At 64.6% G+C, this 12,605-nt stretch carries 15 protein-coding genes; 7 read left to right on the plus strand and 8 right to left on the minus strand.

Annotated features, from left to right (window positions below):
* The 4 genes from AC1DFE_RS23110 to AC1DFE_RS23125 all read left to right on the plus strand — a co-directional run.
* Positions 1–267, plus strand: a 267-nt coding sequence (locus AC1DFE_RS23110; protein ID WP_476908176.1) for a choice-of-anchor Q domain-containing protein, incomplete at its 5' end; no start/stop codon positions are given.
* Between the two features lie 749 nt (positions 268–1,016).
* Positions 1,017–1,985, plus strand: a complete 969-nt coding sequence (locus AC1DFE_RS23115; RefSeq protein ID WP_476908177.1) for a magnesium transporter CorA family protein — start codon at positions 1,017–1,019, stop codon at positions 1,983–1,985.
* Positions 1,986–2,067: 82 nt separating this feature from the next.
* Entirely contained in the window at positions 2,068–2,982 is a 915-nt protein-coding gene (locus AC1DFE_RS23120; protein WP_476908178.1) for a DMT family transporter, read from the plus strand.
* Positions 2,983–3,181: 199 nt separating this feature from the next.
* Positions 3,182–3,388: a hypothetical protein gene (locus AC1DFE_RS23125; protein ID WP_476908179.1), complete on the plus strand. Its 207-nt coding sequence runs from the start codon at positions 3,182–3,184 to the stop codon at positions 3,386–3,388.
* Positions 3,389–4,404: 1,016 nt separating this feature from the next.
* On the opposite strand, the gene AC1DFE_RS23130 is transcribed toward AC1DFE_RS23125, so the two are convergent.
* The 3 genes from AC1DFE_RS23130 to AC1DFE_RS23140 all read right to left on the minus strand — a co-directional run bounded on the left by AC1DFE_RS23130 (position 4,405) and on the right by AC1DFE_RS23140 (position 5,691).
* On the minus strand, positions 4,405–4,545 hold the full coding sequence (locus AC1DFE_RS23130; protein ID WP_476908180.1) for a hypothetical protein: 141 nt from the start codon (positions 4,543–4,545) through the stop codon (positions 4,405–4,407).
* Between the two features lie 80 nt (positions 4,546–4,625).
* Positions 4,626–5,309 (minus strand): DedA family protein, encoded by a 684-nt coding sequence (locus AC1DFE_RS23135; RefSeq protein WP_476908181.1) that lies wholly within the window; start codon positions 5,307–5,309, stop codon positions 4,626–4,628.
* Between the two features lie 145 nt (positions 5,310–5,454).
* Entirely contained in the window at positions 5,455–5,691 is a 237-nt protein-coding gene (locus AC1DFE_RS23140; protein ID WP_476908182.1) for a hypothetical protein, read from the minus strand.
* A 64-nt stretch (positions 5,692–5,755) separates the two neighbouring features.
* Here AC1DFE_RS23140 and AC1DFE_RS23145 point away from each other — a divergent pair, with 64 nt between their 5' ends.
* Entirely contained in the window at positions 5,756–6,697 is a 942-nt protein-coding gene (locus tag AC1DFE_RS23145; protein ID WP_476908183.1) for an alkaline phosphatase family protein, read from the plus strand.
* A 300-nt stretch (positions 6,698–6,997) separates the two neighbouring features.
* Here the strand turns inward: AC1DFE_RS23145 and AC1DFE_RS23150 are convergent, their stop codons facing one another.
* The 3 genes from AC1DFE_RS23150 to AC1DFE_RS23160 are packed head-to-tail and all read right to left on the minus strand — an operon-like array spanning position 6,998 to position 9,275.
* Positions 6,998–8,383, minus strand: a complete 1,386-nt coding sequence (locus tag AC1DFE_RS23150; protein ID WP_476908184.1) for a sensor histidine kinase — start codon at positions 8,381–8,383, stop codon at positions 6,998–7,000.
* Complete coding sequence (locus tag AC1DFE_RS23155; protein ID WP_476908185.1) at positions 8,380–9,078, minus strand: response regulator transcription factor; 699 nt, start codon at positions 9,076–9,078, stop codon at positions 8,380–8,382. Before AC1DFE_RS23155 ends, AC1DFE_RS23150 begins: the two co-directional genes overlap by 4 nt.
* A gap of 41 nt (positions 9,079–9,119) precedes the next feature.
* Complete coding sequence (locus AC1DFE_RS23160; RefSeq protein ID WP_476908186.1) at positions 9,120–9,275, minus strand: hypothetical protein; 156 nt, start codon at positions 9,273–9,275, stop codon at positions 9,120–9,122.
* Positions 9,276–9,345: 70 nt separating this feature from the next.
* Here AC1DFE_RS23160 and AC1DFE_RS23165 point away from each other — a divergent pair, with 70 nt between their 5' ends.
* Positions 9,346–10,620: a COG4705 family protein gene (locus AC1DFE_RS23165; protein ID WP_476908187.1), complete on the plus strand. Its 1,275-nt coding sequence runs from the start codon at positions 9,346–9,348 to the stop codon at positions 10,618–10,620.
* Positions 10,621–11,363: 743 nt separating this feature from the next.
* Here AC1DFE_RS23165 and AC1DFE_RS23170 read toward each other — a convergent pair.
* Positions 11,364–11,525 carry a peptidoglycan DD-metalloendopeptidase family protein gene (locus AC1DFE_RS23170; RefSeq protein WP_476908188.1) on the minus strand — a complete coding sequence of 54 codons (162 nt, stop codon included), beginning with the start codon at positions 11,523–11,525 and terminating at the stop codon, positions 11,364–11,366.
* A gap of 182 nt (positions 11,526–11,707) precedes the next feature.
* On the opposite strand from AC1DFE_RS23170, the gene AC1DFE_RS23175 reads away from it, so the two are divergent.
* Positions 11,708–12,025 carry a hypothetical protein gene (locus AC1DFE_RS23175; protein ID WP_476908189.1) on the plus strand — a complete coding sequence of 106 codons (318 nt, stop codon included), beginning with the start codon at positions 11,708–11,710 and terminating at the stop codon, positions 12,023–12,025.
* A 421-nt stretch (positions 12,026–12,446) separates the two neighbouring features.
* Here the strand turns inward: AC1DFE_RS23175 and AC1DFE_RS23180 are convergent, their stop codons facing one another.
* Positions 12,447–12,602 (minus strand): Ig-like domain-containing domain, encoded by a 156-nt coding sequence (locus AC1DFE_RS23180; protein ID WP_476905576.1) that lies wholly within the window; start codon positions 12,600–12,602, stop codon positions 12,447–12,449.
* Positions 12,603–12,605 lie beyond the last annotated feature (3 nt).

A 12,605-nucleotide genomic window follows, 5' to 3' on the forward strand; every position in this document is an offset into this window, starting at 1 on the left:
GACGGGTCCGGCTGGACGGAGCAGTCCAACGTCGTCAACGGCCCCAGCAACGTCCCGCTGGACAACAGTTCGACGACCGCATCCGCCCAGTTCGTGAATCCCCCCGACGATCTCCACCTCACCAGCGGCAGCCCGGCCATAGACCGCGGCGATGGCATCCCGTCCGGGGCGCACCTGGACCAGGCGTCCGTTCCGCAACCGGCACAGTGTTCCGGAACCGGAAAGCCCGACGCCGGCGCCTACGAATACGGCCCGCCCAACTGCTAGAACGGAAAGCCAGCCGGGCGTAGGTCAGCCCGCGCTGGCTGCCCGGCCGGTAGATCACCAAAAGCTTCCGGCGTTCCAGACGCCTTTCGGCGGCAGCCGGCCCGGCGCTACTGGGGGGAGTGCTTCCGGGCCGGCCGTCGAAGGAATGACTGGGCGCACCTTCATCTTCGGAACAAAGTCACCTTGACAGCGGGAGCTTAGGAAAAGACTGGACCCATGCCCGATTTCGTTGCCTCGGCGCCCAAACAATGGGTGCGGCCGGAGAATGCGCTGAGAAGCATCATGCCCTGATCCGTTGACCCGCTGGGCGGGACGGTGCTTGCTTTAGTCAAACGGACTCAGGCGGGGGTGGAGTTCACTAAATAGCCTTGCCTCGGGCTGGGCCATCTGGAGGCAGGATTTTGAGCCCCCATGTCGGCGTCCATGATCTGCTTTGCTGATTCTGCCCCCGCACCGGGCGCTCAATCAGGCCCTGATGGACAGCGGTTGACCCCCTGCTGGACGGCCCGCCCGTGACGTAGATCCGCCGGTCGTCGGGTTTCCATTTCTGCACAGGTTCACCGAAGGTGTCAGGGCCGCTCGGAGATATCAACGGGTGTCCCAATCGCACTACACGGAGGCGGGACGGCGGACCTCGTGGGTTTGTCGGGGGCTCATGGGAACCGTCCTGCGCCCTGGGGCACCGGAGGTGGTGGCGTCCGGCCGCCGCCGTTCAGGGTGCGCCCGGCTTTGTCGCCTACCATGAGCCCATGGTCCGCACCCGGCTTTACCGCAATGGAGAACTTGAACGCGAGGACGTTGTGCTCGGCGAACTCGATGACCTGGTCCGCCAGGAGGGGGTTACCGTCTGGGTGGATTACACCTCCCCGACGGCGGAAGATCTCGATGGTATTGAAAAGGTGCTGGGGTTGCACCGGCTCGCCGTGGAGGACGCGGTCCACGAGCACCAGCGGCCCAAGCTGGACCGCTACCCCACCCACTTGTTCCTGGCCGCCTATCACGCCGAGCTGGCAACCGAATGCAATGAACTGAAGGTCTCAGAGATCAAGGCGTTCATCACTCCGGGGGCTTTGGTCACGGTTCATGGGCCGGACATGGACCCCGGACAGCTCACGGCGCACTGGGACGAAGAACCTGACCTCGCCAGGCACGGCGTGTCTTTTCTGCTGTGGGGCTTGCTGGACCTGATCGTGGACGGCCACTTCGACACGGTGCAGGAACTTGATGCCCGGATTGATTCCCTCGAAGACATCTTGTTTGACGATCACGCGGTGGATCATGATCTTCAGCGCCGGTCGTTCGAACTCCGGAAATCCTTGGTGCGGCTGCGGCGTGCGGTGCTGCCGATGCGTGAGGTCCTCAACACGCTGCTCCGTCGGGACCTGGAAGTCCTGGACCGCGACATGCAGCCGTTTCTCCAGGACGTCTACGACCATGTGCTCAGGGTCTCCGAGTGGACAGAGTCCCTCCGCGACCTGGTCACCACGATCCTGGAAACACACATCAGCATCCAGGGAAACAGAATGAACCTGGTCATGAAAAAAGTCACCAGCTGGGCAGCCATCATCGCGGTGCCCACGGCGGTGACCGGCTTCTTCGGGCAGAACGTCCCGTTTCTCGGTTTTCAGTCACCCCTGGGTCTAATGCTCTCCCTTGGCCTGATCGTCGTCGCCTCGGCGGTGCTGTACATGATTTTCAAAAAGAAGGAATGGATCTGACCCGGCCAGCAGGCCCTGCCATGTTGAGCGCAGGACTGCCGGATTCCGTTGGTCCGGTCGCCGGGTTCGGTAGGGTCGGGTCATGGTGGGAACTGGCGCCGTGTCGGCGCTGACCTCGTATCACTGGCTCGGCATCCCCATCGCGGCTGCCGGGGCGGTCCTGCTTGCCCTCGGAACACTGCTCCAACACAAAGGCGTGGGTGATCAGGGCCCGGCACCGGGACGGGCGAGACAAAGCATGGGCGGAGGACGCCTGCAGGCGCTCTTGAGCAAGCCGGTGTGGTTGGCCGGAACGGTGATGCTTGCCGGGGCAATCCTGCTGCAGTTGACGAGCCTGCGGTTCTCGCCGCTGATCGTGGTCCAGCCCATCGGCGCGGTGGCGCTGGTTGTGACCACCTTGGCCACGGCGCGCATGCAGCGCCGGTCCCCGGACCGGCGGACCCTGACATCCGTAGTTCTGTGCGTTGCCGGGGTCGGTGCTTTCGTGACCGTCGCCGCTGTGTCAGCGCAGGACGTCGAAATCAGCGACCGGCACCTGATCACCATCCTGGTCCTGCTCGGGATTGTGCTCGCTGCCCTGGGTGCCGGTTACGGGCTCTTGCGCCGTCGATGGAACGCCATCGGCTTCACGGGCGCCGCAGGGATTCTCTTTGGGTTTGTTGCAGCCCTTGCCAAGACAGTCATCGGGCGCCTCTTCCAGGGTCACTTCGAATGGCTGTCACTGACCTGCCTGGCCGGACTCGTTGTCGCAGCCCTCGCTGGGACTTTCCTGGTTCAGAATGCTCATACCCTGGGCACACCCGAACTCGTCGTGGCCGGGCTGACAGTCATCGACCCGCTCGTCGCGATCACCATCGGCATCACCGTCCTGGGCGAGGCGGACACCGCCACGCCAAAGGCGTTCCTGGCCTTCATTCTCGCCGGAGCCACAGCAGCGGCCGGAGTACTGCTACTCGCCACCGTGAAGACACCATCCCACCCTCTGCCACCGGGATAGGCAACCTCTGCGGCCAGCCCGGCAGCATTGTAGACGTCTCTTCGCAGCCCGGCCTTGACGCGCGCCTCCACCTGTTGGCCATGAGGTTGTGTTTCCCATTCGCCGCTTGGGAGCACTGTGCGCTCGGGCGCCCTGCCGTGGTTGAATTGCGGCAGTGCCCATGGCACTGCCGGGAACCGTCTCTAGGGCTGGAGGAAGCATGTCTGGAATTAACGCGAAGTTCGATAAAGAATACCTGGACAAAGGCATCGATGAACTGGCCAAAGCGCCGGTCGAGGCCCTCAAGGGGCTCTCGGAGGCTGATGCCCAGAAGCTCAAGGAAGCCCTGAACATCAAGACCATTAAGGACCTGGGCACCAACAAGTTTTTCCTCTGGGCCCACGCCGTGGCGGGACTCGCGGAATAGCGGAACACCGACGCGTTCTACACATCGGCGGAGAGCCCGAGGTAATGCAGGCCCTGGACTCTCCGCCCAGTGCCTGAGGTCAGGAACCTATTGTTAGGGGGAACCGTCCAAGGCACCTGCGCGGAACAAGCCGGGCCAGACGCCCCACGCACCGGGCGTATCGGATTTGGCTGGGATCCCCCCTGCTTGAGTGGCGCCAGACAACGGCTTGCGGTCCGGTCCCGCTTTTTTCCAACCAGGAGATGTGAGCGTGGCACTATTTCCCCAATGGGGCGGCACACTGTTCCACCGAGGGTCGGTTGCTGCAGACCGCAGATGCAGAAGCGCCCGCCCGGGGTGCCGAGAAACACCACTCCAACCTCCCGGGACATGTCGCTATCCTTGCAGGCCGCGGTCCGCGCCGCCGGCACATCGGTTGTGTGCAGGATCGTGGCTCATCTGAACCGGGACCACACGCTCCCCGACTTCACTCACCTGGCAGTCCCCCTACCTGCCACAGCCCGTTGGTCCCGTGTCGGGTCAGGCGCGCCTTGGGCTGCGGCGAGTCGAGTGCCGGGTTCTCACTCTCGCTGCCGTGCGAGGTCACGCTGTCATGGGCAACGGGGCAACGGGGCAACGGGGCAACGGGGCAACGGGGAAATGATCCTCCACCTTGCGGTCCAACCCCCGGCCGCTCCCGGGCGTAGGAACCCGCGGGTGATCCTGATGATCGGTCATGTGCTTCCTTTCATATGACCGGCAGTAGGCTCAGCCACTTCGTTGAAACAGCGATGAAACAGCGCGTCGCGGTGCCCGCGTGGCCTGCCCGTGCCCCCGTGGTCCCTGAGATGCGAATCATGGCCGCAGTCTGGGAGTCTCGGAAAAGCTTCATGACACGGAGTTGAACCTATGGTGAAGCCTCAACCGGATCGCTCGTAAACGAAGGAGGAAAGGGACCTGCCGTTGGCAAGAATCCGTCGGGGGAAGCTAGTCATTCCACGGTCTACACAATGGCGAAAGGTCTTGTCTTGATGAAGTCAGCGAAGAAGAACGGGGTTGCCGCGGCCGCGGTTCTCGGTGAAGTCATGGTGGCGGGCTCGGCTGTGGTGCCGGCGTTGGCCGACGATGGTCGACACGGCTATGGTGGCGTCATCCTCAATGATCAGGATCCGGGACATGCTGTCATCCTCAATGCCCGCACCGGGACGAGCTGGTTCTGCCGCTTCGGGCCCGAAGTTCCTGCGTCGATGGTTCCGGTTTAGCTGTCAGCGGCTCTCTGGCGTCGGTTTTTGAGCAGTTCAACCCCGACCGGGACGACGGAGGCCAGCACGATCAGGACAAAGATCAGGTCGATGTTGGAGCCGATCCAGTCATACCGGCCCAGCCAGAATCCGAGCAGCGGCACGCCCACACCCCACAGCAGCGCACCGATCGCGTTGAACGCGATGAAGGTCCGGTAACCCATCCTGGCCACCCCTGCTGTGACGGGAAGGAAGGTCCGCACAATCGGCACGAAGCGGGCCAGAACGACGGACCGGCGCCCGTATTTTTCGAAGAACTCGTGGGCCCTGTCGGCGTATTCGCTGCGGAACAGCCGGGAGCCGGGTTTGTTGAAGACTGCCGGGCCGGCCTTGCGTCCGATCAGGTACCCGGTCTGGTCCCCCGCGAATGCCGCGGCGAACGCGGCCCCGCTAAGGAGGAGGATGTTCACGTGCACGGTGCCGGTGGCCACGAGCAGGCCTGCGGTGAACAGCAACGAGTCACCGGGCAGGAAAAAGCCCACCAGGATACCGGTTTCGATGAACAGGAACGCGCACACCACCACGACCACCCACGGCGCGACTGACGGGTCGCGGAGAAACTGGTTCGGATCCATCCACGGCGGCAGAATCCCGGTGACCGGACGTACGGACAGGACCGAAGTGAGTTCCAGAGGGTGCATGCCGCCAAGCCTATTCCCGGATTCTGACCTGTTCCTGAACCCTGACACCGTCAAGCACCATCCGGCCGGGCGGGGCGGGTGATGTTCACGGGAAATCCGCAGGTAAAACCCTGTCGCGCCCGGGCAGGATATGAAAGATTCGGTCTCACTGCGGGCGTGCCAGGGAATGGATCGAGAGAAAGCCGGAACGGATGAAGGCGAGAACTTCCAGCAGCGGGCGGATGAGCGGCTCGGGACGCGCCGTCGCCCTGATATTGGCGGCGGCCCTGACGCTGGCAGTGTCAGCCTGTGGCCCGGCGCAGCCGAAGAGCAGCGGTTCCCCGGCGGCGACCCAGGCTCCCACAGCAACGGGGTCCGCCGCGGCGCCCCGGTCCCCTGGCACCGCGGCCCCGACCGGTACCCCGACCCTGGATGGGCGGGCGGTCGGGAAACCGGGACACATCTTCGTGATCAATCTGGAAAACAAGGGCTACTTCAAAGTTTGGGGCAAGGACTCCGCTGCGCCCTACCTATCCCAAACCCTTCGGGGCCAGGGCGTGCTGCTGACCGAGTATTACGCCATCGCCCACAACTCCAACCCGAACTACCTCGCCCAGATCTCCGGCCAGGCCTCAAACCAATCGACCCGCGATGACTGCCCCACCTACGCCCCCTTCAGGGTCACCGGAACCGCGTCGCCGGGACAGGTCCAGGGCAGCGGCTGCGTTTACCCCGCCTCGGTCCCCACGGTCGCCGGGCAGCTGACCTCGGCCGGGAAGACCTGGAAAGGCTACATGGAGGACATGGCCACGCCCTGCCAGCACCCTGCACTTGGGGCCGAGGATGACCACCAGCACGCCACGTCCACGAACCAGTACGCCACCCGGCACAACCCCTTCGTCTACTTCGAATCCATCACCTCATCCCCGGACTGCGCCAAGAATGTCGTCAATCTCGACCGCCTCTCCGGTGACCTGAAATCCGTGTCGACCACACCGAATCTGGCCTACATCACCCCCAACCTCTGCAACGACGGACACGACAGCCCCTGCGAGGACGGACGCCCCGGCGGTTTGGAAACCGCCGACGCCTGGCTGCGCCGGCAGGTCCCGGCCATCCTGAACTCCCCCGCCTTCAGACAGGACGGCGCCCTGGTGATCACCTTTGATGAATCCGAAGGGCACACCACCGGCCCCGCCGGAGTAGTCGCCGGGGGAACCGACGGCGGAAGAATCGGCGCCCTCGTGCTCTCCCCCTTCACCAAAGCCGGGACGACATCCACCGTGCCCTACAACCACTACAGCCTGCTCGCCAGCATCGAAGACACCTTCTCCCTCGCCCGCCTCGGCTACGCAGGCGCGCCCGGCGTCAACACCTTCGGACCCGACGTGTTCAACGCCGGGCCCTGAACCGGCCCCGGGATCTTCGTGCGGACGAGATAGACCCGGATGGTCGCTTCTGGACGGATCATCGGCGCGTGTGCGCGGCGGGATATGGCTTGATGAACCAAAAAGGAATGTGGCAACGGATGCAGCCGGGCCCTGGGTTCGGGGGCAATGCTGACGGGCCGGGCTGCGTGTCCACCGGTCGGTGAGGCGCGGCTCCCCGGTAGAACACTCCCAGTTTGACTGCAAACCTTGGGGAAAGCCGGGCTGCTACCGCAAAGGTTCTGTCCACGTCGGGTGCGGTTGCTTGCTTCGGCTCCGCCTCTACGTTCTCTGGAAGGGAGTCGGGGGTTCCGGGGTTACGGGGATCGTCAGTCGGGCGGTCAGGCCGGAGCCGGCGGAGTTCTCGAGTGTGACGGTGCCGTTTACTGAGGCCGCGGCGGCGGCGACTATTGCCAAACCCAAGCCGGAGCCGTTTGGGGTGCCGCGCACTTTGTCTTCCTGCGAGAACCGGTCGAATGCGTGGGGAAGGAACTCCGGATCGATGCCGGGCCCGTTGTCGGTGACGACGGTGATGTGGTGGGAGCGATCCAGCCTTATGGTGACGGTAATGTGTCCTTTCCCGTCGAGGGCGCGGACGGCGTTCGAGAGCAGGTTGTCGAGCACCCGGCCGTAGAGGAGTGCCGGCATCGTGATCGGGGCGGCCGGGTCGACGTGGTCGGGCGGTATCAGGTCAATGTCGACGTCGTCGCTCATGACGCGGAGCCGTGCCCGATCGATTGCCTCGCCGGCCTCCTCGACGAGGGCGCCGACGGTGGTTGGTGTTGATGGGCGTCCGGTATCCAGGCGGGATAGTTCGAGCAGACTCTCTACGAGTTCCGTGAGGCGGGCGGTGGCCCGTTCGGCGGCGAGGATGTCGGAGTCGATGCTGCTGCGGTCCCCGGTGCGGAGCAGCTCCAGTTGCGTCTGCAGAACGGCCAGCGGTGTGCGGAGTTCGTGGCTGGCATCGGCGACGAACTGTCGTTCCCGGGAGGCCGAGGCCCGGAGGTCGTCGATGAGACGGTTGAGGGTAGTCGCAAGGTCGGTGATTTCATCTCTCGCCGGGCCCACGGGCAGCAGTTCTTCTGTGCCGGAGGCGACGATCGCTTCCGCGCTTCGGCGCAGCCGGGTGACTGGGCGGAGAGCGGCCCCTGTCAGGTGCCAGGAGACAGCGCCGAACAGCAGGGTGAGGGTGCCGAGGCCGAGGGTGAGGCCGGTCGTGAGATCGGTGAGGACCAGAGCGGATTCATCCTGGTTGCGGGCAGAGATGATGGTCCAATCTCCGGCGCGGGTCTTGACCGTTTCGACGGCGACAAGATAGCTGACACCACCCGCGACCAGCTGCTGGGGGCCGGGGCGGGCGAGGTCGATGAGGGCCATGTTCGAGGTGATCGAGGCAGGCAGTGTCGAAGTCTCGGTAAGCCCGGCGGGATTGATGACGGCGACGAGCTGACCTTCGCCGGGATGATCGGCGGGGTCCTGCGGCTCCTGCTCGATGGCCGTCTCGAACGGGGTGGCGTCGTTTTGGAGAGCTTCGAACGTTGCGTCCTGCATGATTCTGTCGACCTGCTGCCGCACGACGAGGCAGACGCCACCAAAGAAAACAGCTGCCAGCAACAGCGTGCCCACCGTGATCCGGGCGCGGATCGAGAATCTGTTGAGGGCTTTCATCGGTCGCGGGCAAGCTCGAAGCCGACCCCTCGCCGGGTGCGCAGGCTCACCCCGGTCGGGAGGCGTTCGAGTTTCCGGCGAAGGTAGCTGACGTACTGGTCGACGATGTTCGGATTGGTGTGCTGAACCGTCCCCCAGATCTCCAGCAGAATCGCCTCACGGTGCACCGTCTCGTCGACGTTTTGCGCCAGAAACCGCAGCAGCGCGAATTCCTTCGGGCTCAGCGGAACCACCTTCTCGCCGGCCCGGACCACGTGGTCGTGGCTGTCGATCATCAACCCGCCGACCTCGATCCGGGAACTGATGGCAAGGCTCTCGCGGCGGCGGAGCGCCCGGAGCCGGGCGGCGAGTTCGCTGAACGCGAACGGTTTGGTGAGATAGTCGTCGGCACCGGAATCCAGGCCTTTCACGCGGTCGCTGACGTCGTCCCGGGCCGTGAGCATCAGGATGATCAGGGCACCGGAGCCATCGCGCAGCCGCCGGCAGAGTTCGAAGCCGGACATTCCCGGCAGCATCACATCGAGCACCGCGATGCTGTAGTTCCCTGCCTGCGCCGTCACCAGGGCCGTCGGGCCGTCTTCGATCCAGTCTGCCTCGTAACCTTCGTCGGTGAGGCCGCGAACGAGGAGAGGTCCGAGCCCGGTGTCATTTTCTACCACCAGAACGCGGACGGGACGGTTGGATACGACAGCCATGGAGAAAATTCTCGCCGTGCACGCGCTGTCGGAACAAATCTTTACGGATCAGCCGCCGTTCCCGGTCCGCCGATGTGCACGTCCAGCAGCGTCAAACCTCCTGGCATGGTCACCGTCAGCACCCAGCTGGCGGGTGTCCTCCTCGTCTTCCGGTGCTTGCGTTGGGTTTCGCCGGCCACAACGTCCAAGCGTTTCATGTGAGAATTCTCAGGGCGGGTTGCTTCCTTTCGCAGTTCCGCTGCAGCATCGACTGGAATCATGCAGTTCATGAGCACTCGAGAGATGACATCCCCGCCCTCAGTCAAGCAACGGCTGAGCAAGGTTCCTGAGATCACGATCTGGTTCTGGATTATCAAGATCCTCTGCACCACGGTCGGGGAGAGTTTCGCCGACTACATCAACGTGGCCCTCGGAGTCGGTCTCGTCCCAACGGCGATCATCTTCACCGTCGCCACCGCCGTTGTGCTTGCCGTGCAGATGCGGGTCCGGGCCTACCGCCCGGGCGCCTACTGGTTCACGGTGGTCATGATGAGTATCACCGGAACTCTTTGCACCGACCTCCTCACCGACCAGGCCGGCGTACCTCTCTGGATCAGCGCCAGCGTATTCTCGGCAATGCTCGCCGTGGTCTTCACCATCTGGTTCAGCAAAGAACGAACCCTCTCCATCCACAGCATCGTCACCGTGCCCCGCGAAGCCTTCTACTGGCTCGCGGTTCTGGTGACCTTCGCTCTCGGCACGGCCCTGGGCGACTGGACCCTCGAGCTCACCGGATGGGGACCCGGCATGTCCATCCTGCTGCCCCTGGCCCTCATCGGCATCGTCACCGCCCTCTGGCGGTTCGGCGCCGACCCCGTACTCGCCTTCTGGATCGCCTACATCCTCACCCGCCCCCTCGGCGCCAACATCGGCGACTGGCTCGGCCTCACACCCGCCGAGGGAGGGCTGGGCCTAGGCACCTTCACGACCAGCATCATCTTCCTCGCTGCGATCCTCGCCACCGTTGTGTATCTCTCGATCAGCAAAGCCGACGTCGTCGAACACGCATCCAAGAAGACAGCGCCTGCTGCGCCGCCCGCACGCCGGCGGACGGCGTTGGGCATCCTGTCTGCTGTCACGGTCGCCACCGTCGCGCTCCTCGCCTACACGAGCAGCCTCCCGCACACGAGCGCTCTCGCCGATGAAGGCCCCGCACCCAAAAGCTGCACTGCCGGCTCCGCGCCACTGACCCGGCCTGAGGCCCAAGCGGCAGCGAAGGCAAACTTCCCTGCATCAAACATCACCGAGTTCCGAACCATCACCTCCGATACCCTCGCACTCGTCAAAAAGGGGGATCAGACCGCTGCGGCGGCCCGTGTCACCGACCTTGAGACCGCCTGGGACGACAACCAAACCGTGCTCAACGCTGCGGACTGCGGCGCGTGGACGTTCATCGATCACCAGATCGATCCCGTCCTGACAGCTGTTCGCTCGGGCACTCCCAATCCGGCGACAGAACAGACAGTCCTGAACGACCTCCTCACCACTCTCAAAGGCGCCTAACCGGCCCGCCATCCGCGCACTGGCTGATCCCCTGGGTATCGACACCCCCAAGCCGCACCCGGCGTTGCTGCTGGCCGCACGGAATGTCAGAAGTCGTCTGCACGGGCTGCTCCTGGTTCCGGTGGCCAGGGGATGTTGATGTTCCCTTCGTCCCGGCGTTCGTCCACGTCCTGATGACTGGGGGCCAGACCCACCGGCTGCGTGGGGCCGGGACCGCGGGGCGGGCAACGCGCACGTGAGCGGGCCTCCTGCCCGGCGGGCGGGGGGCCTTTTGGCCTTGCCAAAGAGCTTCCTGAGGCCTTGGCAAGGCATTCCTTGGACCGAGTGATCTTCCGGTGCCTGCGCAGGCCAAATGCGAGGTCTTCGAGCCTCTCCTCTTCAGCGCTCCCAGCAAGCCAGAGGATGACGAGCTTCGGCTGTGACCTCCTCGGCCGCTTGATCGGACAGCGGGTAAAACCCAAGTCGCCCTCTCCGGGGCTGGAAGCACAGCCCTCCGAGGGCCAGCTCTGCCACGGGAACCTTTCCGGCTGAGGGGCCTGCGACTTGCCATCGGTAGTTCTGGTTCGGGCTCCCAGGTCACGGCATCGACGCCGGATGTCCTGGCGGTGTTCAGCACCCCCGCCCGGTACAGCGGGAAGCCAGCCGTCGAGTGTGACCGTGCCGGACTCCGGCCTGTTGTCCGCCCCGTAGACGAACCTCTCCGATTCCCGGCCCTTGCGGACGGCCCTTCCCACGCCGTGGACTCATTCGGCGCACCGGGGAAGCCCTTGATTCAGGACGAGGTGGCGTGACATTTCGAAGTGCAGGTGCCTGCCGGTGACTTTCCCGGTGGCGCCTTCCGTGCCCAGCCGCGTGCCGCCGGAAACCGCGTTTCCTTCCTTCACGCGCAGGGATCCGGTCTTCATAGTTCGCTCCGCAGACTTCCCGGTGATCACCTCCTCCCCCGAGCCCATCCGGCTGGAACGCGACGGTGCCAGGCGGGCTTTGACGGTCTTCCTGACGGTGCCGGTGCCGGCAGGACGCGCTGGTTCGGGGTGGGGTAAAGTTTGCTGCGTTGCGGCTTCTGCAGGGAGGATCTCACCTACAAATGCGATGGAATTCTCGCGCACGACTGGGCTGGGTCTGGGCTGTCGCAGCGGGATTCGGTCTCATGATCGTCGGCGCCATCATTGGTTTGCAGAAGGCAGGCCCGTTGTGTGGGAGCCCGCTGATTCCGCAGAGCCGCGCCGCAGAGGTGTTCGATACGCTACATCACGGCAGTACAGCAGCAGCCCGCTGCTACCGGGCCATCGATTCCGCGGCATCGCTCACGTGGATGGTCATTGTGCTGGGCGTGGTGTTGGTCCTGGCCGCGGTGATCATCCGGATCATCACGCTCAAGCGGGTCAGCAACGGCTCCGGCTAGGCCTGCTGGGCAAGCGCGTTAGGGCCGCCGACGTCTTTGCGGCCGGCTTAGCCAGTCGTCGCCCGGAGCGAGCCTGACTCCGGCCAGTTAGCGGTGCCACGGCCCATTTTTTTCTTCCGGCAACTGCGCGCAGGCTACGTTTCTGCCCGGTGATGCCGTGCTGTCCCAAAGCCGGGCTGGCCACTTCTCTCCGTGACGGCCGCTAAGTACGGAACATGTCTCATGAGCCGAGCGTTGCCGGACCTCGCGCCTCGGGCGGGCCGCCTTAAACACCGGGGGTAGCCACACCGTCATTGTGGCCGTGGATAACTGTGAGGCGCGCGCCCGGCTGCGTTTTCGGATCAGGATATGCCGGATACTTCTCGGGCATGGCAAAGGGACCGCCTGCAGCAGGCGGTCCCCGTGCCTTTATGTGCCCTGTTTAGCGTGTTCCGGTGGTGAAGGTCCAGTTCCGCGAGAGGAACGGGTTGTTCGCCAGGTCACGGACGGACGATATGGCCATGGTGTAGGTCCGGTTCGCCGCCAGGGTTACCGACGGGTTCAGCGTCACTGTCCGGGTCGCGTTGTTGTAGCTCACGAC

The sequence above is a fragment of the Arthrobacter sp. 05T423 genome, assembly GCF_056396245.1.

What these genes read in the sequence shown, in the direction of transcription:
- AC1DFE_RS23115 (WP_476908177.1), top strand. Translation starts at nt 1,017, where the DNA reads ATGGTCCGCACCCGGCTTTACCGCAATGGAGAACTTGAACGCGAGGAC.
- AC1DFE_RS23120 (WP_476908178.1), top strand. Translation starts at nt 2,068, where the DNA reads ATGGTGGGAACTGGCGCCGTGTCGGCGCTGACCTCGTATCACTGGCTC.
- AC1DFE_RS23125 (WP_476908179.1), top strand. Translation starts at nt 3,182, where the DNA reads ATGTCTGGAATTAACGCGAAGTTCGATAAAGAATACCTGGACAAAGGC.
- AC1DFE_RS23130 (WP_476908180.1), bottom strand. Translation starts at nt 4,545, where the DNA reads ATGTCCCGGATCCTGATCATTGAGGATGACGCCACCATAGCCGTGTCG.
- AC1DFE_RS23135 (WP_476908181.1), bottom strand. Translation starts at nt 5,309, where the DNA reads ATGCACCCTCTGGAACTCACTTCGGTCCTGTCCGTACGTCCGGTCACC.
- AC1DFE_RS23150 (WP_476908184.1), bottom strand. Translation starts at nt 8,383, where the DNA reads ATGAAAGCCCTCAACAGATTCTCGATCCGCGCCCGGATCACGGTGGGC.
- AC1DFE_RS23155 (WP_476908185.1), bottom strand. Translation starts at nt 9,078, where the DNA reads ATGGCTGTCGTATCCAACCGTCCCGTCCGCGTTCTGGTGGTAGAAAAT.
- AC1DFE_RS23160 (WP_476908186.1), bottom strand. Translation starts at nt 9,275, where the DNA reads ATGAAACGCTTGGACGTTGTGGCCGGCGAAACCCAACGCAAGCACCGG.
- AC1DFE_RS23165 (WP_476908187.1), top strand. Translation starts at nt 9,346, where the DNA reads ATGAGCACTCGAGAGATGACATCCCCGCCCTCAGTCAAGCAACGGCTG.
- AC1DFE_RS23170 (WP_476908188.1), bottom strand. Translation starts at nt 11,525, where the DNA reads ATGAAGACCGGATCCCTGCGCGTGAAGGAAGGAAACGCGGTTTCCGGC.
- AC1DFE_RS23175 (WP_476908189.1), top strand. Translation starts at nt 11,708, where the DNA reads ATGCGATGGAATTCTCGCGCACGACTGGGCTGGGTCTGGGCTGTCGCA.